Here is a 24,318-nt window from a genome sequence, read left to right as displayed (position 1 = left end):
CTCTTCAGGACTCGGTGCTGCGCGTTGATGGAATGACCGCTGCCTCGGCGCGTGGACGCGCTCTTGTCGTTGATGTGGGTGCTCCCGCGTCCCGGCGCTCAGCGCACCAGGCAAGGCTTCTTGTTGTCGAACGTCCAGCCGGGGATCAGGTATTGCATGGCCACGGCGTCGTCGCGCGCGCCCAGGCCCATGTTGCGGTAGGTCTGGTGCGCCGCCTCGACCTGCGCCATGTCGATCTCGATGCCCAGGCCGGGCCGGGACGGCACTTTCACCTTGCCGCCCACGATCTGCAGCGGCTCGGTGGTCAGGCGCTGGCCGTCCTGCCAGATCCAATGGGTGTCGATGGCGGTGATCTTGCCGGGCGCGGCGGCGGCCACGTGGGTGAACATGGCCAGCGAGATGTCGAAGTGATTGTTGGAGTGCGAGCCCCAGGTGAGGCCCCATTCGTGGCACATCTGCGCCACCCGCACCGAACCCTGCATGGTCCAGAAATGCGGGTCGGCCAGCGGGATGTCGACCGACTGCAGCGAGATCGCGTGGCCCATCTGGCGCCAGTCGGTGGCGACCATGTTGGTGGCGGTCTGCAGGCCGGTGGCGCGGCGGAATTCGGCCATCACCTCGCGGCCGGAATAGCCGTCCTCGGCGCCGCACGGATCTTCGGCGTAGGCCAGCACGTGGCGCTGGTCGCGGCACAGGCGGATCGCATCCTTGAGCAGCCAGCCGCCATTGGGGTCGAGCGTGATGCGCGCCTGCGGGAAACGCTCGGCCAGCGCGGTGACGGCGGCGATCTCGTCCTCGCCGCGCATGACGCCGCCCTTGAGCTTGAAGTCGTTGAAGCCGTAGCGCCGATAGGCCGCCTCGGCCAGCCGGACGATCGCCTCCGGCGTGAGCGCCGCCTCGTGGCGCAGGCGCAGCCAGTCGTCGGCCTCGCCTTCGGCCGATGCGTACGGCAGGTCGGTCTTGCCGCGCTCGCCCACATAGAACAGGTAACCCAGCATCTCCACCTCGTCGCGCTGCTGGCCCTCGCCCAGCAGCGCGGCCACCGGCACCTCGAGGAACTTGCCCAGCAAATCCAGCAGCGCGGCTTCCAACGCGGTCACGGCGTGCACGGCGATGCGCAGGTCGAAGGTCTGCAGGCCGCGCCCGCCCGTATCGCGATCGGCGAAGGCGCTGCGCGCGCGGTTCAGGATCGCCTGCCAGTTGCCGACCTGCTGGCCGATTACCAGGCTGCGCGCGTCTTCCAGCGTGCGGCGGATACCCTCCCCGCCCGGCACCTCGCCCACGCCGGTGTTGCCGGCGCTGTCGGAGAGGATGACGATGTTGCGGGTGAAGTACGGGCCGTGCGCGCCGGACAGGTTGAGCAGCATGCTGTCATGGCCGGCGACCGGGATCACGCGCATCTCGGTGATCCGCGGGGCGCCCTTGGCGATCCGGGCGGAACCGGTGGTATCGGGGCTGCTCATTGCTTGACTCCTCTTTCTGGCCGCGGGGCGGCATGTGTCTCGATATCTTGATGAAATTTGGTAGCGGTACCAATTTAACTTTTCATGATGGTAGCGGTACCAAAATTGACTGTCAACTGTTGATTTCCGGCATCGGGGGCAAGGAGGAGAACTTGGGGAGAGAAAGACGCGCCGGCTCAGGCCAGCGCGTAAGCCGCCACTGCAGCGGCCGCCAGGTCGATGGCCAGCACCGCGACGCCGCCCAGGCGGCGCTGCATGAACGCGCCCAGCGCCCAGAAACCGGCCAGCAATGCGGCGCTGGCCAGCAGCAGGCGCAGGTAGGAATGCTCCTCGGCGATCCACAGCAAGGCGCAGGCGGCCACCAGCAGCACCAGGAACTGCAGCCCGGCCAGCGCGTCGGCGATGCGCGGGCGTTGCACGTCGTAGCGGCTGCGCGCCGCCTCCAGGTCGAACGGCGGATAGGGCGCCATGCCGGCCGGACGCCAGCCCGGCGGCTTGAACCAGATCTTCACACGGTCCTGCCAGCGCGGCATCTGCGCGGCGCTGTACGCCAGTTGCCAGTAGCCGGAGAACACGGCCCACACCGGATCCCAGCTGTTCAACGGCGTGCGGGTGCCGTAGACCACGGCTTCCTTTTCCTCGGCGAAGGTGCCGAACATGCGATCCCAGATCACCAGCATGCCGCCGTAGTTCTTGTCGAGATATTGCTCGTTGACGGCGTGGTGCACGCGGTGGTTGGAGGGCGAGGAGAACACGCGGTCGAACCAGCCCAGCTTGCCGATGTGCTCGGTGTGGATCCAGAACTGGTAGACCAGCACCACCAGCCCGGCGATGCCGAACTGCTCCGGCTCCACGCCCAGGATCGCCATCGGCAGGTAGAAGATCCAGCCAAGGAAGACCACCGTGCTTTCCTGGCGCAGCGCGGTGGTGAAGTTGAAGTCCTGGCTCTGGTGGTGCACCGAATGCGCGGCCCAGCCCAACGCGTTCTCATGGCCGAAGCGATGCAGCCAGTAATCGAAGAAATCGAACAGCACGATGGCCGCCACCCAGCCCAGGGCGCCCTGCCAGAAGCGCGCCGCCGGGAAGATCGCGAAGGCGCGGTAGGCCAGCGAATACAGGCCCACCTGGAACAGCTGCGTCACCAGCGCCACCAGCTGGCTGATCACGCCCTGCGACAGGCTGCCGATGGCGTCGGCCAGGCGATAGGTATTGCGCCGGCGCACGTATCCATAGGCGAATTCCGCCGCGATCAGCAGCAGGAAGACGGGGATGACGCAGACGATGATTTTTTCCATGACAGGCAGGCAGGTGCGGCGCGGCAATAAGCCGGATTGGGCATTATTCGAAATAATTCGACATTATGCCGCGACGCAGCAAACCCTGCCTGACAGCGCCCTGACGCCGATCACGGATGACAACAGCGGCGGAGCCGCGTCAGGCGCTCTCGCGCCGGATGATGGAGAAACCGATGTCGACGATGCGCTCGGCCACCTCGATACCGGCGGCGCGGTCGATGATGAAGCGCGCGGCGCGCTGGCCGATGCCGGTGCCGTCGATGCGCACCGTGGTCAGCTGCGGTTGCAGGTCGCGCGAGAACTCCAGGTCGCCGAAGCCGACCACCGCCAGTTGCTCGGGAATGCGGATGCCGCGGCTCTGCGCCTCGATCATCACACCCAGCGCCAGCAGGTCGGAGCTGCAGAAGATGGCGTCGATACCGGGCTGGCGCGCCAGCAGGTCGGCCAACCCGCGCCGGCCCTGGCCCAGCGTGGTGGGCGCGGTGACGTGGTGCATCGGCGCCGGCGCACCGGCCGCCGTCATGCCCAGCGCCGCCGCCTCCTGCGCGAAGGCGTCCATGCGGCGCCGGCTGCGCTCGTCGCGCCCGCCCACCACCGCCGCCGCGCGGCGGCCGGCGCCGTGCAGGTAGCGCGCGACCTCGCGGCCGATGTCTTCATGCGAGAAGCCGACCAGCATGTCGATCGGCGTGGGCGTCAGGTCCCAGGTTTCCACCACCGGGATGCCGCTGGCCAGCAGGCGGCGGCGCGCCTCCGCCGAGCGCATGATGCCGGTCAGCACCACGCCGTCGGGACGGCGCCCGATGATGGCTTCCAGCAGCGCATCCTCTCGCGAATTCTCATAGCCGCTCTGGCCCAGCATGACCTGGTAGCCGGCCGCGGCCAGCGTCTCGGTCAGGGTGTGGACGGTCTCCTGGAACACCGGCCCGATCACGGTGGGCACCACCACCGCCACCAGCCGGCTCTTGTTGGAAGCCAGGCCGCCGGCCAGCAGGTTGGGCACGTAGCCGGTGCGCTCGACCGCCTCCCTCACCTTTTGCAACACCTTGGGCGAGACCGCCGAGGGCGTATTCAACGCACGCGAGGCGGTGATCGGCGCCACGCCGGCCAGTTGCGCGACGTCGCGCAGCGTGATGCCGCCGGCGCTCTTGCGGCTGCCGCGGCGGCGCGGCCCGCCGGCGTCCTCGTCTCGGAGCTCGCGCTGGTCGGGGCTGGAAGGGGGTTGGATCGATGCCATGGGCGCATTCTAGCATCGCTGGTAGCGTTACCAAAAAGACAATCCGTATCCGCGCAGCCCGGCTGCGCGCGCCCTATTCTTGAATCGGGATCAAGAATGTTTTGCCCTTCACACGGTTTTTGCAAAGACCGGATTGCGCAATACTGCAAGCCTGTTTCCGCCACCGACCAAAAGGATATCCATGAACACCACCACCCTCCCCGCCTTCGGCCTGGGCACCTTCCGCCTGAAGGGCCAACAGGTCATCGACTCCGTCAGCGCCGGCCTGGAGCTGGGCTACCGCCACATCGACACGGCCCAGATCTACGACAACGAAGCCGACGTCGGCCAGGCCATCGCCGCCGGCGGCGTGGCGCGCGGGCAGCTGTTCGTCACCACCAAGGTGTGGACCGAGAACCTGGCGCGCGACAAGTTCATCCCCAGCCTCAAGGACAGCCTGAAGAAGCTGCGCATGGAACAGGTCGACCTGGCGTTGATCCACTGGCCCTCGCCCAACGACGAGTTGCCGGTGGCCGACTACATGCAGGCGCTGGCCGAAGCCAAGAAGCAGGGCCTGGCGCGCCTGATCGGCATTTCCAATTTCACCGTCGCGCACATGCAGCAAGCCATCGCCGCGGTGGGCGCGGCCGAGATCGCGACCAACCAGGTCGAGATCCATCCCTTCCTGCAGAACCGCAAGGTGGTCGAGTTCGCCCGCGCCAACGGCATCCACCTGACCGCCTACATGCCGCTGGCCTACGGCAAGGTGATGCAGGATGCGACGCTGCTGGAGATCGCCGCCAAGCACGGCGTATCGGCCGCGCAGGTGGCGCTGGCCTGGTCGCTGCAGCAAGGCTTCACGGTGATCCCGTCGTCGACCAGGCGCGAGAACCTGGCCGCCAACCTGGAAGCGGTGAAGATCACGCTGTCGGATGAAGAGATGAGCGCCATCGCCCGACTCGATCGCGGCGAGCGCCTGGCCGATCCGGACTTCTCGCCGAAGTGGGATTGATCGCGCAGACCTGAAGTCGCCAAGAAAAAGCCCGGCATGCGCCGGGCTTTTTTTTCATCCGGCCGCTTACGCCGCCGCAGGCACCGGCGTTCCCCGGTTGCCCTTGATGCGCAACACCAGCACCGCGCCGACCAGGCAGGCCACGCCCATCATGATCGACGACAGCGTGTAGTTGCCCAGCGTGGCGCGCATGTAGCCGGCCACGGTGGTGGCGGTGGCGGCGCCCAGCTGGTGGCCGGCGACGATCCAGCCGAACACGATGGGCGCGGCCAGGCGGCCGAACACGTCGTTGGCCAGGCGCACGGTGGGCGGCACGGTGGCGATCCAATCCAGGCCGTAGAAGACCGCGAAGATGGCCAGGCCGTAGTACTGCAGGCCGAAGGCGTAGGGCAGGAAGATCAGCGCGATGCCGCGCAGGCCGTAGTACCAGAACAGCAGCACGCGCGGGTTGTAGCGGTCCGACAGCCAGCCCGAGAGCGTGGTGCCGACCAGGTCCAGCATGCCCATCGCGGCCAGGATGGAGGCGCCGCCGACTTCGTTGATGCCGTAGTCGTTGCACATCGCGATGAACTGGGTGCCGATGTAGCCATTGGTCGACAGGCCGCACACGAAGAAGCTGGCGAACAGCAACCAGAAATCCGGCATGCGCACCGACGTACGCAGCGCATCGAAGGCGATGGCCAGCGGGTTGCGCTTGCTCAGTCCCTCATCCTTGATGTCGGCCGTCTGGCCGACCATCTTCTTGCCGATCGACGCCGGGCTCTCCGGCAGCAGCAGCCACACCAGCGGAATGGCCAGCAGCGCCACCGCGGACACCAGGAAGGCCACCGAACGCCAGCCGTAGGCGCCCACCATGGCCGCCATCAGCGGCAGGAACACCATCTGGCCGGTGGCCGCGCTGGCGGTCAGCAGGCCCATGGCCAGGCCGCGGCGCGTCTCGAACCAGCGGCTGACGATGGTGGCGCCCAGGGTATTGGCCGCCACGCCGGTGCCGGCGCCCACCAGCAAACCCCACGACAGCAGCATGTGCCAGGGCATGTGCATCAGCGTGGACAGCGCCGTGCCGCTGGCCAGCAAGGCCAGCGCCGCCAGCACCACGCGACGGATGCCGAAGCGCTGCATGGCAGCCGCCGAGAACGGGCCGATCAGGCCGTACAGCGCAATATTGACCGAGATGACCACCGAGATGGTCGAGCGGTTCCAGCCGAACTCCTGCTCCAGCGGCAGGATCATGACCGAAGGCGTGGCGCGGATGCCGGCCGAGCACAGCAGCACGAGGAAGATCACGCCGACCACGACCCACGCATAGTGGAAGCGCGGCGCGACAGTGTTGGCGAGCGATTGGGTGAGCTTGTTCATTGCTTTCCTGATGGAGAGATTGGGCGGGAGTCCGTCTTTGTTGTTGTGTATTGCGCGTGGCGCCGGCGTAGATGCGCGGGCGCCGCGGCGCCTATGCGTCCTGCAGGCGCGCGTAGGCGTCGTTGATCATGGCGGTCAGCTCGCGCGAGAGGCCGGCGCCAAGCTGGCGGTCGATCTCGTCCTGCGCGCGGCGCCAGTTGGGGCGCGCCCGATCCAGCTTCTTGCGCCCGGCCGCAGTCAGCTGCAGGGCGAAGGAACGCTTGTCCTGCAGCGAATCCTCGGGCAGGTCGACGGTCTCGATCCAGCCGGCGGCGATCAGCGGCTTCAGCGCGCGCGAAAGCGTGCTGCGGTCCATGCCCATGTCGACGGCCAGCTCGATGTTGGCCACCGGGCCGTTGCGGCCGATGCGGCTGATCAGCGAATACTGGGTGATGGTCAGCTCGTCGGCCAGCAGGTGCTGGTCATAGATGACCGTCATCCTGCGCGTGAGGCGACGCAGCGGCGAACAGGAGCAGATGTCGTTGCTCATGGGCATGTTCCGGGATAAGTGGAGAAATGTCTTGTTTACGTTTGCATCAGCATACTTGCATATGCATCGATGTGCACGCATATTATTCGGCGCACCTGCCGATGTCAAGCCTGCCGATGGCGCGGCCATGCGCGCGGCGAAACAGTGTCTTGCGCCGCGCATCGTTCCCAAGTCCGGCAGGCCGCTCCTACAATCCGCTCACCCTGACCCCGGCCACTTACCTCAAAGGAAACATCATGCCCACCTTCGCCATTCCAGGCAGCACCGTCGCCGCCGCCGTCCTGACCATTGCGGCCACCGCGCTGCTGGCCATCGCCGCCAGCGCCGCCTGAACGGATTTTTCACCATACAGCCCCGGTTCCCGGGATCATGAGGAGCGAGCAGTGAGCGACAACAGCCTTGACAACCAACCGCCCGGCTACCTGCCGGCCAGGGTGTGGCGCCCGAAGGCGTCTTATGCCGGCGCCTTCGGCAGCATCAACCGTCCCGACTCGGGCGCCCGCTTCGCGCGCGAACTGCCGGTGGGGAGACACCCGCTGCAGCTCTACTCGCAAGGCACCCCCAACGGCCAGAAGGTCACCATCCTGCTGGAGGAACTGCTCGCGGCGGGACATGCCGGCGCCGAGTACGACGCCTGGCTGATCGACATCTTCAAGGGCGACCAGTTTGGAAGCGGCTTCGTCGGCGTCAACCCGAATTCCAAGATCCCCGCTCTGGTCGACCATGCCACCGATCCCGTCACCCGGGTGTTCGAGAGCGGCTCCATCCTGGTCTACCTGGCCGAGCGCTTCGGCGCATTCCTGCCCACCGCTCCCCGGGCGCGCGCCGAGACCTTCAACTGGCTGATGTGGCAAATGGGCTCGGCGCCGTTCGTGGGCGGCGGCCTCGGCCACTTCTACGCCTATGCGCCGATCAAGATCGAGTACGCGATCGACCGCTACGCGATGGAAACCAAGCGACAGCTGCACGTGCTGGACACCCACCTGGCCTCGCACGAGTTTCTCGCCGGCGACCAGTACACGATCGCCGACATGGCGGTATGGCCGTGGTACCCGGGCAGCCTCTATGGGGTGTACGACGCGCATCGCTTCCTGGCCGTCGAGCAGTACACGCACCTGCTGCGCTGGTACACCGCGATCGCCGCGCGCCCGGCCGTGGCGCGCGGACGGATCGTCAACCGCACGTCCGGCGCGCCGGGAGAGTTCCTGCGCGAACGCCACGATGCGGCCGATTTCGACGCCTTGTCCTGATATGGCCGCATACGCATCCAGGCCCGCGCGGAGCAAGGTCCAGGCGGGCGCAGGCGAGCTTCATCGCCGCGCCTCGCCGGCGGCGTAGCGCGCCGTACCAGCCGCGCTAAGCGAGCTCGGGAAACGACGTCTTCAACCGGTATTGGCGCTGCCGGTAATTTCCTTCGAGGCCGCTGAGGCTGCAGTCGACGTCGCTGAACAGCCGGCAGATGCGGCTGAGCGTGGCGCGTTGCGCTTCGGTCTCGATGGCCACCAGGCGTCGTTTGCTGCGGGCGTAGTGGTCGCAGATGTCGACCACCAGGCAATGCCCGTAGTCGGCCTGCTTGACGTCGATCAGCAGCGCCTCCGGCTTGGAGAGGCCGAAAGTCGCCGCCAGTTCGACGCGCGCGCAGAGGAAGGGATTGACGTTGCGCATCTTGGCGTCGATGCCGGCCATCGCCGCGGCGGCCCAGGCATGCTGCCCGGCGCCGGCCGAGAACGGTTGCAGCGCGTCCTGCGCCTGCCGGTCGCCTTGCGCCGCGGCCTTCTGCCACCAGTACAGCGCGCGCACGTCGTTGATGCGGTCGTCGCGGCGGTTGCGCCACGAGATCTGGGCGAATTCCGTCTGCGCTTCCACCAGCCCCATGTCGGCGGCGCGCTCCAGGTACTGCATGGCGACGTGCAGGTTGCGTTGCGAGTAGATCGAGCGCGAGTAGATCCGGGCCATCGCGTGCCACGCAGCGGCCAGGCCGCCTTCGCCGGCCAGCTCCAGCCAATGCAGCGCCTTCTTGAAGTTGGCCAGGCCATGCTCCATGAAGACGCGCTCGCCCTGGCGATCCATCTTCGCGCACAGCAGGCCCAGCTCGAAGCGCGCCTCAGGGTTGCCGGCCAGCGCGGCCAGTTCCAGCATGTGGCCGGCCGCGCGCGGATCGGCTTGCGAAGCACGCAGGCGCTGTTGCGCCAGGCGCAGCAGCAGGACGGCCTCCTCTGCCGACACCACGATGCCGGCAGTGACGTCGGCATCCCTTTCCATCTGCGCCACGGCGGCGGCGTTGCGCGCCAGCAGGCGCTCCACCAGCGGCGCCGCATCGCGCTCGAAGGCGGCGTGGTCGGCGCTGTCCCAGGCCTTGTCCAGCAGCGCGTACTGCGCCTGCTCGATGCCGGCGTGGGCGGCCTCGGCGATCAGGTGCTCCTCCAGCCGCGTGCCGTCCGGCAGCAGGGAGCCGAATTCGGCGCGCACCTCGCCATGCTCGTCGCGGGCAAGGATCTGCATCTGCTGCGCCAGCAGCCATTGCGCCTGGTGGTCGTCGTGGCTGGCCAGGAAGGACAGGGCACCGATCGCGCGCGCATGGCTGGTGCGATCGAACTGCCCGGTGTTCTCCAGCACCAGCCGGGCGAAGGTCAGGCCGGCATGGGCGACGCCGGCGTCGAAGGCCTTCTCGTACCACACCGCCGCTTCGCTGGGCGAGGACAGTTCCTTGACCTGCTCGTAGGGGATGTTGCGGCCGATCATCATCCAGGCGTCGTCCACGCCTTGTTCGGCGGCGCGCTTGAGCCAGTAGAAGGCAGTGCCGTTGCTGCGCGGCAGGCCGCTGCCGCCGTACAGATAACGGCTGCCCAATGCCAGTTGCGCGCGTGACTCGCCTGCGCGGGCCGCCTTGATCACGGCCAGTTGTTCTCGTGTCGCCATATTGTTTGCCTGTCGGGTTCCTGAATGCGATGTAGGGACTGCCGACACGACGGAAGAAGCCTCAGGGCCGCGGCATGCGCGCGGCAATACCAAAGGACAATAGGAATCCCCGCCGGCGCAGATCCCTGCGTCGGAGTTCGGACTTCCGTGGTATCGACAAATGGGGAGTCGGCTCGCGCGACTCTTTCAGCTCGGCCGCGCCATTCCTCCCCGGAACCGCAATCGGCGACAGACTCGATGCATGAGCATTGTGGCACCGCGCCGCCCGGAAAATTCCCTTGCGACATGGACTATTACGAACGGCTTACCTTTGTTAAGAACCGCTCTGGCAAAGGCTCGCGTTCATTTTTCGCGCTTCCGCGAAAAGCGTTTTCAAGGCCGGCGCGAGGCGCGGTCGGCTGACGGAATGTCAGCTTCGGATTTGCTCGCAATGCGAACTTTTTTTTGCTCGCAATGCGATTTTCCTGGCCGTTCCCGACGCCAACGGCGGACCCGCGGTGCAATGAAAAAAGGCGCCGCATGCAATATGCGGCGCCCTTCTCTTTCTAGCTTCTTCAGCTGCTGACGGCGGTCGCGCCAGGCGCGACCGGTGCATCAGAACTTGTGGCGAATACCCACGGCCACGGCGGCCTGGTTGCCGTCGGTGCCGACGCTGTCGGCCACACCGGTGTTGACCATGTCAGTCGCCTTGGTGTACGCCAGGAAGGCATACAGGTCGGTGCGCTTGGACAGCCAGTAGTCGGTGCCGAGGTTGTACTGGGTCAGCTTGCCCTTGCCCGAGACGCCGTCAAACGTGGCGCGGGTGTGGTCCACCGCGGCCAACAGCTTGAGCGACGGGCTCAACGAATAGGCGGTGCCCAGTTCGAAGATGTCGGCCTTGTTGGCGAAGCCCAGCAGGCGGTTGTTCACCGCGCCCAGCGAACCGACGCCGGCGGCGGTCAGGTTGGCCTGGCTGTTCAGGTCTTGCTTGACGCGCGACCAGTTGCCGTACACGCGTGCCGGACCGAACTGGTACGACGCCACCAGGTTCCAGCCCTTGTAGGCGGTGTTGCCGATGTTGGCGGCCTGGGTGTTGACCGACGCGGTGGCGCTGGTGGCCGGGATCAGGCTGACGTCGGACGCGGCCGCAGTGCCGTTGGCCTTGGACTGGTAGTAGTTCGCGCCCAGGCCCAGGGGGCCGTTGTCGTACTTCAGGCCGGCGCCGAAGGATTGACCGGCGGAGGTCTTGCCCGCGGTTTCACCGAAGCCGTAGATCAGGTTGCCGGTGAAGCCGGCAATGTTGTTGGTGGTGTAGGACACCGAGTTGTTGGTGCGGGTGCCTTCCAGGCGATCCAGGTTGTGGCCGACGTTGCCGGTCCAGCCACCGAAGTCCTGCACCGAGGTGTAGGAGGAGATGGTGTCGGCGAAGTCGGTTTGACGACCCAGCAGCACGGTGCCGAAGCCGCCGGCCAGACCCACCACCGACTTGCGGCGGAACAGGTTGGAGCCGGTGGCGGCGTCGGAGCCTTGCAGTCCGCCGGTGTCGTTGGAGAAGCCGACCTCCAGGTTGAACAGCGCGGAGAGGCCGCCACCCAGATCTTCAGTACCCTTGAAGCCCAGGCGCGAACCCTGGATGACGCCCGAGTTCAGGCTGAACTTGCTACCCGTTCCGCCGCCTGCGACAGCGGCCTTGCTTTGGTAGACGACACCGGTGTCGACGATACCGTAGATGGTCACAGCGCTCTGTGCGTGAGCTGCGCCTGCGAATGCGCCCAGGACGGCGAGTGCCAGCAGTGATTTCTTCATTTGACATCCTTCTATAAAAAAGTCTTGAGGATCCGTACTTCCGTCGGATGGACAGACATTAAGGGTTCTGCTCCGCCGTGACTGCACCTTGGTTTATAGAAGTCATTTTTTAGATGGCGCCATGCTGTCGAAAAGGCATATGTTGTATTTTTTTATCGCAAAAAAAAACGCAGCCCGAAGGCTGCGTGTTCCCTGCGATCGGCGCGTGCGCGCGGATCAGGCGCGCCGGGCGGCCTTCGCCGCCGGCTTGGCCTTGACCTTGGCCGGCTTGTCCTGCCCGGCTTTCCCGGCCTTGATTTCGCTCACTTTCCTGGTCTTCCTGGGCTTGGCCTCAAGCTCATCGGCCTGTTCCAGCAGGCGCGCCTCGTTGGCGGCTTCGCGCAGGCGCGCCAGCGAATCCAGGCGCTCGCGGGTGAGCTCATCGGCTTGCGGGCCGGCGACGATGATGTGCTCGCGGCCATTGATTTCCTTGCCGGTGTTGCGATCTACCAGGCCCAGGTCGATCTGCTTGCCGCTGTCGCGGTCGACCAGCATCACACTCGGCCCTTCCGGCGCGAAATGCTTGTTGCCCCAGGAATTGAGCGCCACGATGATAGTGCGGAAATCGCGCCCAAGGTCGGTCAGCACGTACTCGAAGCGCGGCGGGCGATCGCTGTACTGGCGGCGCTCCAGCATGCCGGCGTCGACCAGCGTGGTGAGGCGGCGCGTGAGCATGTTGGGGGCGATGTCGAGGCTCTTCTGGAACTGGTCGAAGCGGGTCAGCCCCTGCAGCGCGTCGCGCAGGATCAGGATGCTCCACCATTCGCCCACGCGCTCCAGGGTACGCGCCACCGGGCACTGCATATTGCCAAAACTCTTGCGTTCCATATTCGCTCCTCGCCCATCCGGGCCCATCCTCATATCCCGCCGCCGGGCCTGTTTGCTGCCATACTCGGCGTTGGCCGATGGCCGGCTTTCGGTTACCATCGCCAAGTTACTATCATTTTGCAATGATATGTGCAGTATATACCAATCACAACTGGAGACGCCGTGAAAGAGCCGATGTTCCTGGAAGATTTTGAGGTCGGTCAAGTTTTCCGCCATCCCGGCGGAGTGGAGGTGACGGCCGATGCCATCAAGCAATTCGCCGGGCAGTTCGACCCGCAGCCCTTCCACCTGGACGAGGTCGCCGCGCAGCAGTCGTTCTTCCGCGGGCTGGCCGCCAGCGGCTGGCACACCGCCGGCCTGACCATGCGCATGCTGGTGGACACGCTGACAATCCACGGCGGCGTGATCGGCGCCGGCTTCGATGAGTTCCGCTGGCCGCGCCCGACGCGGCCGGGCGACCTGCTGCGGCTGGAGGTCGAGGTGCTGGGCCTGAAGTTCTCGCAATCCAAGCCGCAGCAGGGGTTCCTCAATCACCGCGTCACCACCTATAACCAGCACGACGAGCCGGTGCTGATCATGACCGGCAACCTGCTGGTGCCGCGCCGCCCGGCGGCCTGAGCCGCCAGGGACTCAGGCGGCGTCGGGCTGTTGCGCCGGATGCGCCGCCTGGAAGGCCGGCAAGGCGTTACAGGCATCCTCGATGGCGCGCAGCGTGGGATAGGGCGCCATGTCGAGCTCGAAGCGGCGCGCGTTGTAGATCTGCGGGACCAGGCAGCAGTCGGCCATGGTCGGTATGTCGCCCACGCAGAAATGGCCGCGCGCGGCGTCCGCCGCCAGCTGCTTTTCGAGCGCGCTGAAGCCGAGCTTGATCCAGTGGTGGATCCAGGCGTTCTTGGCCTCCTCGCCCACGCCCAGCTGGTGCTTGAGGTAGCGCAGCACGCGCAGGTTGTTCAGGGGATGGATCTCGCAGGCGACGGCCAGCGACAGCTCGCGGATGCGCGCGCGCTGCATGGCGTCGCCGGGCAGCAGCGAAGGCATCGGAAAGCGTTCCTCCAGGTATTCCAGCACCGCCAGCGACTGCCGCAGGTGGACGCCTTCGTGCGCCAGCACCGGCACCAGCGAGTGCGGGTTGAGCTCGGTGAAGGCCGGCTGGAACTGCTCGCCGCCCTGGTTCAACAGGTGCACCGGGACGGTGTCGTAGGCCTGCCCTTTCAGGTTCAGCGCGATGCGCACGCGATAGGAGGCCGAACTGCGGAAATAGCCGTATAGGGTTGTCATTCTCTTCCTTCCTCGGAAATGTGGGTCGGCCCTGCCCGGTTCATAGCGGCAGGCTGCGCGCCGGCAGCACGGTTCCGGCCGCTTCGCCGAAGCCGATCAGCGGCAGGCCGTCGCGCCGCGCCGCCGCGCGCATGACGATGGTATCGCCATCTTCGATGAAGAGGCGTTTTTCCCCATTGGGCAAGACCACGGCCTGCTTGCCGCCGCCGCTCAGCTCCAGCAGCGAGCCGGCCTCGTCGGGCCGGGGGCCGGACTGCGTGCCCGAGCCGAGGAAGTCGCCGGGGCGCAGGTTGCAGCCGTTGACGGTGTGGTGCGCCACCAGCTGCGACACGCTCCAGTAGGAATCGCGGAAGTTGGACATCGACAGGCGCTGCGGCGCCTGCCCCGCCTCGCGCATGGCGCTGGTCTGGATCAGCACTTCCAGCTGCAGGTCGAAGGCGCCGGTCTCGCGCAGCGTGGCTGAATCGAGATAGGGCAGCGGCTGCGGGTCGCCCCCTGCGCGCGTCCAGGCGCAGCGGTACGGCGCCAGCGCTTCCAGCGTGACGATCCATGGCGAGATGGTGGAGGCGAAGCTCTTCGAGAGGAACGGCCCCAGCGGCTGGTATTCCCATGACTGCACGTCGCGCGCGGACCAGTCGTTCAACAGGCACAGGCCGAACACCTTGTCCTCGGCCTGCGCCATCGCCACCGACTCGCCCAATGCGTTGCCGCCGCCGATGAAGATGCCCACTTCCAGTTCGTAGTCCAGCCGCCGGCAAGGGCCGAGCGACGGCGCCTGCGCGTCCGGCGCGCGGGTCTGGCCGAGCGGGCGGCGGAATTGCTGGCCGGAGACGGCGATCGACGAGGCCCTGCCGTGATAACCGATCGGCACCCATTTGTAGTTGGGCAGCAGCGGATTGTCGGGACGAAACAGCTTGCCCACGGCGGTAGCGTGATGGATCGATGTATAGAAATCGGTGTAGTCGCCGATGGCCGCCGGCAAGGCGTGTTCGACGCCGGCCTGCGGCACCAGGCAAGCCGCCAGCTCCGCCTGGTGCGCCGAACCGGTGCGCAGCACGCGCGACAGCGCCAGGCGCAGCGCCGACCAGGCCGGCGCGTCCAGCGCCATCAGCGCGTTGAGCGTGGCGCCCTGCGCGGCGGCGTGCACGGCCTGGCGCGCCGTCTCGTCGAAGCCCGAGAAGGCGCCGGCGGCTTGCGCGGCCTGCAGGTCGAGGATGCGGTCGCCGATGGCCACGCCGGCGCGCCAGGCCTCATCACTGCCGGCCCGGCGGAAGATGCCGTAGGGCAGGTTCTGGACCGGGAACGGGCACCCCTCGGCGTTGGCGCTGGCCACCCAGCTGCGCAGCTCGGGATCGTGGGTTTCGTTCAGTTTGACGCTTGGCAGGCTCATGCTCGCTCCGGATTGAAGTTCTTTTGGATGCCCAGCCAGCACGCCTGGTAGTCGCGCTGCAGCGTCGGCGACTCCAGCGCGTGGCGCGTGGGACGAATGATGTTGCGGGTCTCGATCATGAAGGCCATGGTGTGGTCGACCTTGTTCGGCTTGCTGGTGTCGATGCGGCTGGCCTTCTCGAAGGTCGCCGCGTCCGGCCCGTGGCCGCTCATGCAATTGTGCAGGCTGCCGCCGCCCGGCACGAAGCCGCCGCCCTCCTTGGCGTCGTAGGCGCCGGTGATCAGGCCCATGTATTCGCTGGCCACGTTGCGGTGGAACCAGGGCGGACGGAAGGTATCCTCGGCGGCCAGCCAGCGCGGCGGGAAGATCACGAAATCCACGGTGTCCACGCCCGGCGTATCGCTCTGCGACTGCAATACCAGGAAGATCGACGGATCGGGATGGTCGTAGCTGATCGAGCCGATGGTGTTGAAGTGGCGCAGGTCATATTTGTAGGGCGCGTAGTTGCCGTGCCAGGCCACCACGTCCAGCGGCGAATGGCCGATCCTGGCTTGCCACAGATGGCCGCCGAACTTGGCGACCAGTCGGAAGTCGCCCTCGCGGTCCTCGTACCAGGCGTGGGGGGTGAGGAAGTCGCGCGGATTGGCCAGGCCGTTCGAGCCCAGGGGCCCCAGGTCCGGCAGGCGCAGCAGCGCGCCGAAGTTCTCGCACACGTAACCGCGCGCTTCGCCATCCGGCAGGCGCACCTGGAAACGCACGCCGCGCGGGATCACGGCGATCTCCAGCGGCTCGATGTCGAGCGCGCCCATCTCGGTGAGCAGCTGCAGCCGCCCCGCCTGCGGCACGATCAGCAGCTCGCCGTCGGCCGAGTAGAAGAAGCGCTCCGTCATCGGGCGGTTGGCCGCGTAGAGATGGATGGCGCAGCCGGTCTGCGTTTCCGGCGAGCCATTGCCGGCCATGGTGACCAGGCCGTCGATGAAATCGGTGGGCGCCTCGGGCATGGGCTGCGGATCCCAGCGCAACTGGTTGGGCGGCGTCGGCGCCGCATCGAAGTGGCTCAGCAGCTTGCCGGCGTCGATGCGCTCGAACGGATGGTGCACCGCCGCCGGCCGGATGCGGTACAGCCAGGAGCGGCGGTTGTGCCCGCGCGGCGCGGTGAAGGCGGTGCCCGACACCTGCTCGGCGTACAGCCCGTAGGGCGCCTGCTGCGGCGAGTTGCGGTGCGCCGGCAAGGCGCCGGGCAGCGCCTCGGTGGCGAACTCGTTGCCGAAGCCTGACTGGTAGCCCCTGGCCGAGGCCTCCTGCTTGAGGCGGGATCCTGCAATGGCGTTCATGCGTTTGCTCCTTGATGAGATGGACTCACTGCGCGCGATGCAGGCGCGCGATGGTCAGCGCCGAAATCAGTGCCGGCACGGCGGCCGCCACGAACAACGAGGCATTGCTCCACTGCATGGCGATCAGCTGGCCGCCGATCACCGGCCCGAGCACCGAACCGATGCGCCCGATACCCAGCGCCCAGCCGATGCCGGTCGAGCGCAGCGAGGTCGGGTAGTAGGTGCCGGCCAGCGCGTTCACCGCCGGCTGGCCGCCGACGATGCAAAAGCCCGCCGCCACCACTGCGATGAACAGGAAGGCCGGCACCGCCGCAACCTTGCCGATCAGCGCGATGGCCACGCAGGCGATCACGAAACAGCTGCCCAGCACCCTGGTGAAGCCGTAGCGGTTGATGAAGCGGCCCAGCGTCAAGGTGCCGACCACGCCGCCGACCTGCAGCGAGGTGCCGATCAGCACCGCCATGCTGGTCGAATAGCCGGCGTCGCGGATCAGCGTTGGCAACCAGTTGGAGAGGAAATAGAGGTTGATCAGGTTCATGAAACTGATCAGCCACAGCAACAGCGTAATGCCGCCGCGTCCCTGGCGGAACAGCTCGGCCACCGGCATGCCGTCGGCCTTGGCTTCGTTGACCTCGATGCGGGTGGCGGCGTCGACGGCCAGCGCCGGGTCGAGCTTCTTCAGCCAGCGCACCGCCTGCTCGGGCGGACGGCGGCGCAGCACCAGGAACTGGATCGACTCCGGCAGCCAGATCAGCATCGCCACGCCCAGCAGCAGCGGCACCGCGCCGCCGACCCAGAATACCGCATGCCATCCGTAGGCCGGGATCAGCGCGGCGCTGACGAATCCGCCGGCGGCGGCGCCTACGGTAAAGCCGCAGGACACCAGCATCATCCGCGTCACGCGCGACGAGGAGGGACTGAACTCGCCCACCAGCGCCATCGCGTTGGGCATGATGCTGCCCAGGCCGAAGCCGGTGACGAAACGCAGCGCCAGCAACTGGTCGAGCGAACTCACCAGCGGCGTGACCAGCATGCACACGGCGAAGAACAGGGTGGAGGCGATCAGCACCGGACGGCGGCCATAGCGGTCCCCAACCGGCGTGAGCGCCAGCGAGCCCAGCAGCATGCCGAACAGGCCGGCGCCGAACACCGGCCCCAGGCTGGCCTTGTCGATGCCCCAGTCGCCGATGATGGCCGGCGCCACATAGCCCATGGCCTGGACGTCGAAGCCGTCGATGATCAGGCACAGGCCGCACAGCAGCAGCAAGCCGAGCTGGAACCTGCCGAACTTGCCCTGTTGCACCACCTGGTCGACGTTGATCGTGGACGCGGCGGCGCTCGCGTGGATGCTCATGTTGTCTCGCTCCTCTTGCTTGTCGTTGGATCCGCCGCCTTCGCCCCGCGCCGATTGGCTGGCGCCGCGGTAACAATCGCAGGAATTGCCGGCGGTCGGTCGTTGATTGTTCTTATTGCGTTGACACTCTAGTGCAATCGACTTTCTTTTACGATATAAATGCCGGAATGAAGCCCATTGATTTCATGAATATTGCAGGAATGACATTGCGACCATGATCGAACCGCGCGACCTCGACCTCAACCTGCTGGTGGTGTTCCAGGAAGTCTTCCAGGAACGCCAGATCTCGTCCGTGGCGCGCCGGCTCGGCCTCTCGCAGCCGGCGGTGAGCAACGCGCTGGCGCGGCTGCGGCGCAGCTTCGGCGACGAACTGTTCGTGCGCACCGCCCAGGGCATGCAACCCACGCCCTTCGCCGAGCAGCTGGCCGAACCGGTGGCCGCCGCGCTGCAGCAGGTGTCGCGCGCGCTGAACCTGCAGGACGGCTTCTCTCCGCACGCCAGCCAGCGCCATTTCACCATCGCCATGACCGACGTCGGCGAGGTCTATTTCATGCCGGCGCTGATCGAAACCTGCGGTCGCCTGGCGCCGGGCGTGCGCATCAGCACCGTGCGCGCCGGCGCCATCGATTTGAAGAGCGAGATGGAATCGGGCCGGGTGGACCTGGCCATCGGCGCCTTCGACAACGTCTCGGGCGCGCTCTACCAGCGCCGCCTGTTCCGCCAGAACTACGTCAGCATGTTCCGCGCGGGCCATGCGCTGGACCGCAAGGGAGACATCACGCTCAAGGAATTCCTGGCGGCCGAACATCTGCTGGTGTCCTCGCTGGAAAGCCCTTACGATCGCATCAACCAGAACCTGGAGAAAGCCGGCGTGCTGCCCCGCGTGCGCTTTCGCGTGCCGCATTTCACCGCGGTGCCGTATATCGTCAGCAGCACCGGGCTGGTGGTGACGGTGCCGCGCAAGCTGGCCGAAAGCGCCGCGGCGCCGTTCGGCCTGCGCTATGTCAAGCCGCCGCTGCGCCTGCCTTCGCTGCAGACCAATATTTTCTGGCATCGCCGTTACAATCAGGACGAAGGCAACCAATGGCTGCGGGGATTCATTTCGGAACATTTCGCCGAGTGAACCGGACCACACGAACAATGCAAAAGGAAACGGCATGAAGATCTACCGCGACTACACCCGTGAAGAGCTGGACCGGCAATACAACGCCCGCGCCGCCATCCCCGACTTCCAGGATTACTTCGACCGTTTCGCGCGCCAGGCGCAGGCTGCGCGCGAGGCCCATCCGCACCTGGCGGACGTGCCCTACGGCGAGGACGAATTGCAGGCCTTCGATTTCTTTCCGGCCGACAACAACGGCCGTCCCCTGCTGGTGTTCATCCACGGCGGCTACTGGCGCTCGCTGGACAAGAGCCAGTTCAGCCATCTCGCCGCGCCCTACCTGGCGGCCGGCATCAACGTGGCGCTGATCAACTACCGCCTGGCGCCGCTGGTGAAGCTGGGCGACATCGCCGCCGACTGCGGCCGCGCGCTGCGCCAGCTGCATGCCAAGGCCGGCGCGCTGGGCTTCGATCCCGCCGCGATCTGGCTGATGGGACATTCGGCCGGCGGCCACCTGGCCGCGCTGGTGGCCGCGCTGGGGGCGGTGCCGGTGCGCGGGGTGTGCGGCATCAGCGGCCTGTACGACCTGGAGCCGATCCGGCTGTCCTACCTCAACGAAGCGCTGCACCTGTCCCCGGGCGACGCCGCCCAGGCCAGCCCGCTGCGCCTGCCCCTGCCGGACCATGCGCGCGCCCTGCTGGTGACCGGCGCGCTCGAATCCGACGAGTTCCATCGCCAGCGCGACACCTATGCCGCCGGCCTGCGCCAGTCCGGCCATGACGTCGCGGTCGATACCGTGCCGCACGCGCACCACCTGGGCATCATCGATGCCGCCGCCGATGCCGGCAGCGCCTTGACCCGCGCCATGCTGAAGATGATCCTGGACTGAGCAAAAGATTGCATCGGCGGCAACATCGATGCAATTGCGCCACGCGCCGCCGGCCCCGGCGGCGCAAATAAATCCAAACGCCAATCATTATCATTTACTGCTGATCTATAATGGCGGGTTGCCTTCGGCCGCCCATTGCCCAGCTGCAAGGGCGCGCCGGGCTTCCCGCCCCATCGCCAACAACAAGACGCGGCACGGCCGCGCGCATCCACGCAGCGCACAGCATGTTCAAGAAGATCTGGTTCCAAATCCACTGGTTCATCGGCATCACCGCCGGGACCATCCTGATGACCATCGGCGTGGCCGGCGCCCTGCTCGCCTTCCGCGAGGAGATCATGGACGCCCTGAGCCCGGGCGTGATGCATGTGGCGGTGCGCGAGCAGGCGCCGCTCACGCCGCAGCAGCTGCTGGAGAAAATCCGCAGCGCCGAGCCGCAACGCCGCGTCACCTCGATGTCGATCACGCCGCTGCCGGGCGCCTCGGCGCGCGTGATCTTCGCGCCGCCGCCGGGCGTGCGTCGCGGCGAGACGCGCTACGTCGATCCCTACACCGGCGCGGTGCTGCCGCCGCCGACCGGCATGGAGTTCTTCGAAATCACCGAGCGCTTCCACCGCTGGCTGCTGCTGCCCACCGAGATCGGCAAGATCGCGCTCGGCACGCTGGGCCTGGCGCTGCTGACGCTGGCGCTCTCCGGCCTCTACCTGCGCTGGCCGCGCCGGCCGCTGTCGCTGCGCGCCTGGTTCCGGCTGGACTTCCAATTGCGCGGCCGCTCCTTCCTGTGGAACCTGCACTCCATCATCGGCACCTGGCTGCTGGTGACTTACGTGATCTTCTCGATCACCGGCACCTACTGGGCGCTGGACTGGTTCAAGCAAGGCCTCAACACGCTGGCCGGCGAAGGCCGGCCGCAGCAGGCGCAACGCGCGCCCGGAGGCAAGCCGGGCGGTGAGCACGCCCGCAAGGACAAGGAGAAGGATGAGGCGCTCCCGCCGCTGGAGCTGACGCTGGCCTGGAACGCCTTCCAGGCCAGGGTGCCGCATTTCGAGAACGCGCAGATGCGCCTGCCGGAAAAATCCAGCCAGCCGATCCAGATCCTCTTCCTCGGCGAAAACGCCCCGCACGAACGCGCGCGCAGCCGCATGGTGGTGCTGCCGCAGACCGGCGAGGTCAAACAGCTTGAGCTGTACGAGGACAAGAGCTTCGGCGGCAAGGCCATCGCCGCCATCTACCCGCTGCACATGGGCACCTTCTTCGGCATGCCGGGCCGCATCGTCATGGCGCTGGCCAGCCTGCTCATGCCGCTGTTCGGCATCACCGGCTGGATGCTGTACCTGGACCGCCGCCGCAAGAAGGCCGCGCTGCGCGAGGAACGCGCCGCGCTGGCCGGCGCTGCCCCGGCCGCGGCGAGCGCCGGTCAGGCAGCCGCGCGCGGCCCTATCCTGGTCGCCTACGCCTCGCAGGCCGGCCAGGCCGAGCGCGTGGCGCTGCACACCGCCGCGCTGCTGCGCCGGTCGGGCGCCGAGGTGACGCTGCAGTCGCTCTCGCGCATGACCCCGGAAAAGCTGCGCCACCATCCGCGCATCCTGTTCGTCGCCAGCACCTTCGGCGAGGGCGATGCGCCCGACAGCGCGCGCGCCTTCGAACGCCGCATGCGCGCGGCCTCGGGCGAATCGCTGGCGCATGTGGAATACGCGCTGCTGGCGCTGGGCGACCGCGGCTACGTGAAATTCTGCGGCTTCGGCCACGCGCTCGACCACTGGCTGCGCAACCGCGGCGCCAAGCCGCTGTTCCCGCTGGTGGAAGTAAACCGCATGGAGAGCGCCGCGCTGCGCAAGTGGGAATCGATGCTGGCCTCGCACGGCCTGGCCGATGCCGCCGCCGTAGCCGCAGCGGCGCAAGCCGATGCGCCGGCCGCGCAGCAGCAGGAATGGCAAGCCTGGTCGTTGTCCGAACGGCTGCAGCTGAACCCGGGCAGCCAGGGCGAGCCGATCTTCCATATCGAGCTGCGCCACGCGGCCAACGACACCGCCTGGCAAGCGGGCGCGCTGGCCGAGGTGCTGCCGCGCCATGCACCCGATCGCGTCGCGCTGCTGCTGCAACGCCTGCGCCTGGATGGCGCGGCCATGGTCGACCACCAGGGCGCGCGCGCCACCCTGCAAGACCTGCTGGCGCGCAGCGTGCTGCCGGCGACGCACGCCGCAGCCGATGCGCAGGCGCTGGCCGACAGCCTGCAGCCGCTGGCCGCGCGCAGCTACTCGGTGGCCTCGGTGCCGCAGGACGGCGCGCTGCACCTGCTGGTGCGCCAGGCGCGCCACGAGGACGGCCTGGGCCTGGCCTCGGGCTGGCTGACGGAATACGCCGAGGTCGGCGCGACCCTGCAGGTGCGCCTGGTCGAGAACGCCAACTTCGCGCCGGCCGAGGGCGATACGCCGGCCATCTTCATCGGCAACGGTTCCGGCATGGCCGGCCTGCGCGGCCACCTGCGCGCGCGCGTCAATGCCGGTCATGCGCGCAACTGGCTGCTGTTCGGCGAACGCAACCGCCGCCATGATTTCCTCTACCAGGAGGAAGTGGAGCAATGGCTGGCCGAGGACAAGCTGGCGCGCCTGGACCTGGCCTTCTCGCGCGACCAGAGCGAACGCGTCTACGTGCAGGATCGCCTGCGCGAAGCCGCAGACGAACTGCGCCGCTGGATCGCCGACGGCGCCGTGATCTATGTCTGCGGCAGCCTCGACGGCATGGCCGCCGGCGTCGAGGCCGCGCTGACCGAGGCGCTGGGCGAGCAGGCGCTGGAAGACCTGATCGAACAGAACCGCTATCGCCGCGACGTCTACTGACACCCGGCCGCACGGATGCGCCCGCCGCGGCGCATCCGCCTTCCTCCCTGCGCCGCGCCCGCGCGCTGGCGTCCCGGCAACACCCCCTGTAGGCAGCTCCCGCTTTCCCCTGTAGGAATTCGCCGCTTCCGCGCGATGGCGCGGCAGGCGCGAAAAATTGCGGCATATACTCGGGCGGACAGCGCCACAAAACAATCGGCTCGCCCCTGCATTTCATCGATCCGACGGCGCACAACCGGGATTGCTCATGAACACGTTCGCCTCAATAAAAAATACAAGCCGAACCCGCATGCATGCGGCGCTGCCAGCGCTGATGCTGCTCTGCTCGCTGCTGGCAGGCTGCGGCTCGCTGCCCACCATCGTGCCCGACATGGACACCCAGTCGGCGCGCACCATCGAAATGAAGGGCGGCCGCGGCGTGCTCTCCGAGCAGCAGACCAAGGCCGTGCTCGACAAGCTGCGCCAGCAGAACGGCGACAACACCATCCTCGACCGCCACCTGGCGGTGGAAGGCGCCGTCACCGGCTCGCCGCTGGTGACCGGCAACAAGGTCACCCTGCTCATCGACGGCCCCGCCACCTACGCCTCGATGACGCAGGCGATCCAGGCTGCGCGCCACCACATCAACATGGAAACCTACATCATGGAGGACGACGACGTCGGTCGCCAGTTCTCCGACATGCTGATCGCGATGCAGAAGAAAGGCGTACAGGTCAACCTGATGTACGACAGCGTGGGCGCCCTCAACACCCCGCGCGCCTTCTTCCAGCCGATGCTGGACGCCGGCGTCAAGGTGCTGGAATTCAACCCGCTCAACCCGGCCCAGACCCGCAAGGACTGGGCGGTGAACCAGCGCGACCACCGCAAGCTGCTGGTGGTGGACGGCAAGACCGCCTTCGTCGGCGGCATCAACATCAGCAGCGTCTATTCCAGCGGCTCGTTCGGCAAGCGCAAGAGAAAACCGCAGGTCGACGACGACGGCGACAAGATCCCCTGGCGCGACACCCAGGTGCGCATCGACGGCCCGGTGGCGCTGGAATTCCAGAAGCTGTTCGTGGACACCTGGAACAAGCAGCGCGGCCCCGACCTGGGCGAGCACGACTACTTCCCCAAGGTGGCGCCGGCCGGCGGCGAGATCGTGCGCGCCATCGGCAGCTCGCCGGACGATCCCTACAGCGTGATCTACGCCACCTTCATCTCGGCCATCCACCATGCCGAGTCGAGCATCTACCTGACCAACGCCTACTTCGTGCCCGACCCGCAGCTGCGCGAGGCATTGAAGGGCGCGGCCAAGCGCGGCGTCGACGTGCGCCTGATGCTGCCCTCCAAGAGCGACTCGTCGCTGGTGCTGTACGCCTCGCGCTCGTTCTACCAGGAGCTGCTGGAGGCCGGCATCCGCATCTATGAGCGGCAGGATGCGCTGCTGCATTCCAAGACCGCCATCATCGACGGGGTGTGGTCGACCGTCGGCTCGACCAACCTCGACTGGCGCAGCTTCGTGTTCAACCAGGAGATCAACGCCGTGGTGCTCAGCCCGCAATTCGGCGCGCAGATGAAAAACATGTTCGACCGGGATCTTGGCGCCTCGAAAGAAATCACACTGAAAGAATGGGAGCAGCGCCCGGTGAGCGAACGCATGAAGGAGTTCGGCGCCAGCGTATGGGCGCGCCTCTTGTGACGACCGTGACGACC

The 24,318-nt window shown here is 67.2% G+C and carries 19 protein-coding genes; 7 read left to right on the top strand and 12 right to left on the bottom strand.

The window, feature by feature from the left end; translation table 11 throughout:
* Positions 1–98: 98 nt before the first annotated feature.
* The 3 genes from gudD to Herbaro_RS04715 all read right to left on the bottom strand — a co-directional run bounded on the left by gudD (position 99) and on the right by Herbaro_RS04715 (position 3,992).
* The gene (gene gudD / locus Herbaro_RS04725) at positions 99–1,463 is read right to left on the bottom strand and encodes a glucarate dehydratase (protein WP_275012686.1); all 1,365 of its coding nucleotides are present in this window, start codon (positions 1,461–1,463) and stop codon (positions 99–101) included.
* Positions 1,464–1,639: 176 nt separating this feature from the next.
* Entirely contained in the window at positions 1,640–2,758 is a 1,119-nt protein-coding gene (locus Herbaro_RS04720; RefSeq protein WP_275012685.1) for a sterol desaturase family protein, read from the bottom strand.
* Positions 2,759–2,897: 139 nt separating this feature from the next.
* Positions 2,898–3,992 (bottom strand): LacI family DNA-binding transcriptional regulator, encoded by a 1,095-nt coding sequence (locus Herbaro_RS04715; RefSeq protein WP_275012684.1) that lies wholly within the window; start codon positions 3,990–3,992, stop codon positions 2,898–2,900.
* A 181-nt stretch (positions 3,993–4,173) separates the two neighbouring features.
* Between Herbaro_RS04715 and dkgB the strand changes: the two genes are divergently transcribed.
* The gene (dkgB, locus tag Herbaro_RS04710) at positions 4,174–4,983 is read left to right on the top strand and encodes a 2,5-didehydrogluconate reductase DkgB (RefSeq protein ID WP_275012683.1); all 810 of its coding nucleotides are present in this window, start codon (positions 4,174–4,176) and stop codon (positions 4,981–4,983) included.
* A 66-nt stretch (positions 4,984–5,049) separates the two neighbouring features.
* On the opposite strand, the gene Herbaro_RS04705 is transcribed toward dkgB, so the two are convergent.
* Both Herbaro_RS04705 and Herbaro_RS04700 read right to left on the bottom strand, forming a co-directional pair.
* The gene (locus Herbaro_RS04705; protein ID WP_275012682.1) at positions 5,050–6,342 is read right to left on the bottom strand and encodes an MFS transporter; all 1,293 of its coding nucleotides are present in this window, start codon (positions 6,340–6,342) and stop codon (positions 5,050–5,052) included.
* 91 nt (positions 6,343–6,433) lie between these two features.
* Positions 6,434–6,871 (bottom strand): MarR family winged helix-turn-helix transcriptional regulator, encoded by a 438-nt coding sequence (locus Herbaro_RS04700; protein ID WP_275012681.1) that lies wholly within the window; start codon positions 6,869–6,871, stop codon positions 6,434–6,436.
* Positions 6,872–7,254: 383 nt separating this feature from the next.
* Between Herbaro_RS04700 and yghU the strand changes: the two genes are divergently transcribed.
* Entirely contained in the window at positions 7,255–8,121 is an 867-nt protein-coding gene (gene yghU, locus Herbaro_RS04695; protein WP_446719306.1) for a glutathione-dependent disulfide-bond oxidoreductase, read from the top strand.
* 106 nt (positions 8,122–8,227) lie between these two features.
* On the opposite strand, the gene Herbaro_RS04690 is transcribed toward yghU, so the two are convergent.
* From Herbaro_RS04690 to Herbaro_RS04680, 3 genes are all read right to left on the bottom strand, one after another.
* Positions 8,228–9,790 carry a tetratricopeptide repeat protein gene (locus Herbaro_RS04690; RefSeq protein ID WP_275012680.1) on the bottom strand — a complete coding sequence of 521 codons (1,563 nt, stop codon included), beginning with the start codon at positions 9,788–9,790 and terminating at the stop codon, positions 8,228–8,230.
* Between the two features lie 594 nt (positions 9,791–10,384).
* Positions 10,385–11,575 carry a porin gene (locus Herbaro_RS04685; protein ID WP_275012679.1) on the bottom strand — a complete coding sequence of 397 codons (1,191 nt, stop codon included), beginning with the start codon at positions 11,573–11,575 and terminating at the stop codon, positions 10,385–10,387.
* A 216-nt stretch (positions 11,576–11,791) separates the two neighbouring features.
* Entirely contained in the window at positions 11,792–12,442 is a 651-nt protein-coding gene (locus Herbaro_RS04680) for a winged helix-turn-helix transcriptional regulator (protein WP_275012678.1), read from the bottom strand.
* Between the two features lie 174 nt (positions 12,443–12,616).
* On the opposite strand from Herbaro_RS04680, the gene Herbaro_RS04675 reads away from it, so the two are divergent.
* On the top strand, positions 12,617–13,060 hold the full coding sequence (locus Herbaro_RS04675) for a MaoC family dehydratase (RefSeq protein ID WP_275013959.1): 444 nt from the start codon (positions 12,617–12,619) through the stop codon (positions 13,058–13,060).
* Positions 13,061–13,072: 12 nt separating this feature from the next.
* Here Herbaro_RS04675 and maiA read toward each other — a convergent pair whose 3' ends face one another.
* Genes maiA through Herbaro_RS04655 form a run of 4 tightly spaced genes read right to left on the bottom strand, consistent with a single transcriptional unit; the run spans position 13,073 to position 17,798 of the window.
* A complete protein-coding gene (maiA, locus tag Herbaro_RS04670) occupies positions 13,073–13,720 on the bottom strand; it encodes a maleylacetoacetate isomerase (RefSeq protein WP_275012677.1) in 648 nt (215 codons plus the stop codon).
* 40 nt (positions 13,721–13,760) lie between these two features.
* Positions 13,761–15,110, bottom strand: a complete 1,350-nt coding sequence (fahA, locus tag Herbaro_RS04665; protein WP_275012676.1) for a fumarylacetoacetase — start codon at positions 15,108–15,110, stop codon at positions 13,761–13,763.
* Entirely contained in the window at positions 15,107–16,444 is a 1,338-nt protein-coding gene (gene hmgA / locus Herbaro_RS04660; RefSeq protein ID WP_275012675.1) for a homogentisate 1,2-dioxygenase, read from the bottom strand. The genes fahA and hmgA overlap by 4 nt, the downstream gene beginning before the upstream one ends.
* A gap of 25 nt (positions 16,445–16,469) precedes the next feature.
* Complete coding sequence (locus tag Herbaro_RS04655; RefSeq protein ID WP_275012674.1) at positions 16,470–17,798, bottom strand: MFS transporter; 1,329 nt, start codon at positions 17,796–17,798, stop codon at positions 16,470–16,472.
* Positions 17,799–18,012: 214 nt separating this feature from the next.
* On the opposite strand from Herbaro_RS04655, the gene Herbaro_RS04650 reads away from it, so the two are divergent.
* The 4 genes from Herbaro_RS04650 (at position 18,013) to cls (ending at position 24,304) form a co-directional block, all read left to right on the top strand.
* Positions 18,013–18,921, top strand: coding sequence for a LysR family transcriptional regulator (locus tag Herbaro_RS04650; protein ID WP_275012673.1), 909 nt, complete (start codon positions 18,013–18,015; stop codon positions 18,919–18,921).
* Positions 18,922–18,955: 34 nt separating this feature from the next.
* Complete coding sequence (locus tag Herbaro_RS04645; protein ID WP_275012672.1) at positions 18,956–19,789, top strand: alpha/beta hydrolase; 834 nt, start codon at positions 18,956–18,958, stop codon at positions 19,787–19,789.
* Positions 19,790–20,013: 224 nt separating this feature from the next.
* Entirely contained in the window at positions 20,014–22,626 is a 2,613-nt protein-coding gene (locus Herbaro_RS04640; RefSeq protein ID WP_275012671.1) for a PepSY domain-containing protein, read from the top strand.
* 289 nt (positions 22,627–22,915) lie between these two features.
* Complete coding sequence (gene cls / locus Herbaro_RS04635) at positions 22,916–24,304, top strand: cardiolipin synthase (protein WP_275012670.1); 1,389 nt, start codon at positions 22,916–22,918, stop codon at positions 24,302–24,304.
* Positions 24,305–24,318 lie beyond the last annotated feature (14 nt).

The organism is Herbaspirillum sp. WKF16 (genome assembly GCF_028993615.1).
GTDB lineage: Bacteria > Pseudomonadota > Gammaproteobacteria > Burkholderiales > Burkholderiaceae_D > Herbaspirillum.
This window is presented reverse-complemented; position numbering and strand designations above follow the sequence as displayed.

What these genes read in the sequence shown, in the direction of transcription:
- maiA (WP_275012677.1), bottom strand. Translation starts at nt 13,720, where the DNA reads ATGACAACCCTATACGGCTATTTCCGCAGTTCGGCCTCCTATCGCGTG.
- Herbaro_RS04690 (WP_275012680.1), bottom strand. Translation starts at nt 9,790, where the DNA reads ATGGCGACACGAGAACAACTGGCCGTGATCAAGGCGGCCCGCGCAGGC.
- dkgB (WP_275012683.1), top strand. Translation starts at nt 4,174, where the DNA reads ATGAACACCACCACCCTCCCCGCCTTCGGCCTGGGCACCTTCCGCCTG.
- Herbaro_RS04640 (WP_275012671.1), top strand. Translation starts at nt 20,014, where the DNA reads ATGTTCAAGAAGATCTGGTTCCAAATCCACTGGTTCATCGGCATCACC.
- gudD (WP_275012686.1), bottom strand. Translation starts at nt 1,463, where the DNA reads ATGAGCAGCCCCGATACCACCGGTTCCGCCCGGATCGCCAAGGGCGCC.
- Herbaro_RS04685 (WP_275012679.1), bottom strand. Translation starts at nt 11,575, where the DNA reads ATGAAGAAATCACTGCTGGCACTCGCCGTCCTGGGCGCATTCGCAGGC.
- hmgA (WP_275012675.1), bottom strand. Translation starts at nt 16,444, where the DNA reads ATGAACGCCATTGCAGGATCCCGCCTCAAGCAGGAGGCCTCGGCCAGG.
- Herbaro_RS04700 (WP_275012681.1), bottom strand. Translation starts at nt 6,871, where the DNA reads ATGAGCAACGACATCTGCTCCTGTTCGCCGCTGCGTCGCCTCACGCGC.
- Herbaro_RS04655 (WP_275012674.1), bottom strand. Translation starts at nt 17,798, where the DNA reads ATGAGCATCCACGCGAGCGCCGCCGCGTCCACGATCAACGTCGACCAG.
- Herbaro_RS04705 (WP_275012682.1), bottom strand. Translation starts at nt 6,342, where the DNA reads ATGAACAAGCTCACCCAATCGCTCGCCAACACTGTCGCGCCGCGCTTC.
- Herbaro_RS04720 (WP_275012685.1), bottom strand. Translation starts at nt 2,758, where the DNA reads ATGGAAAAAATCATCGTCTGCGTCATCCCCGTCTTCCTGCTGCTGATC.
- Herbaro_RS04715 (WP_275012684.1), bottom strand. Translation starts at nt 3,992, where the DNA reads ATGGCATCGATCCAACCCCCTTCCAGCCCCGACCAGCGCGAGCTCCGA.
- Herbaro_RS04650 (WP_275012673.1), top strand. Translation starts at nt 18,013, where the DNA reads ATGATCGAACCGCGCGACCTCGACCTCAACCTGCTGGTGGTGTTCCAG.
- cls (WP_275012670.1), top strand. Translation starts at nt 22,916, where the DNA reads ATGCATGCGGCGCTGCCAGCGCTGATGCTGCTCTGCTCGCTGCTGGCA.
- Herbaro_RS04645 (WP_275012672.1), top strand. Translation starts at nt 18,956, where the DNA reads ATGAAGATCTACCGCGACTACACCCGTGAAGAGCTGGACCGGCAATAC.
- Herbaro_RS04675 (WP_275013959.1), top strand. Translation starts at nt 12,617, where the DNA reads ATGTTCCTGGAAGATTTTGAGGTCGGTCAAGTTTTCCGCCATCCCGGC.
- fahA (WP_275012676.1), bottom strand. Translation starts at nt 15,110, where the DNA reads ATGAGCCTGCCAAGCGTCAAACTGAACGAAACCCACGATCCCGAGCTG.
- Herbaro_RS04680 (WP_275012678.1), bottom strand. Translation starts at nt 12,442, where the DNA reads ATGGAACGCAAGAGTTTTGGCAATATGCAGTGCCCGGTGGCGCGTACC.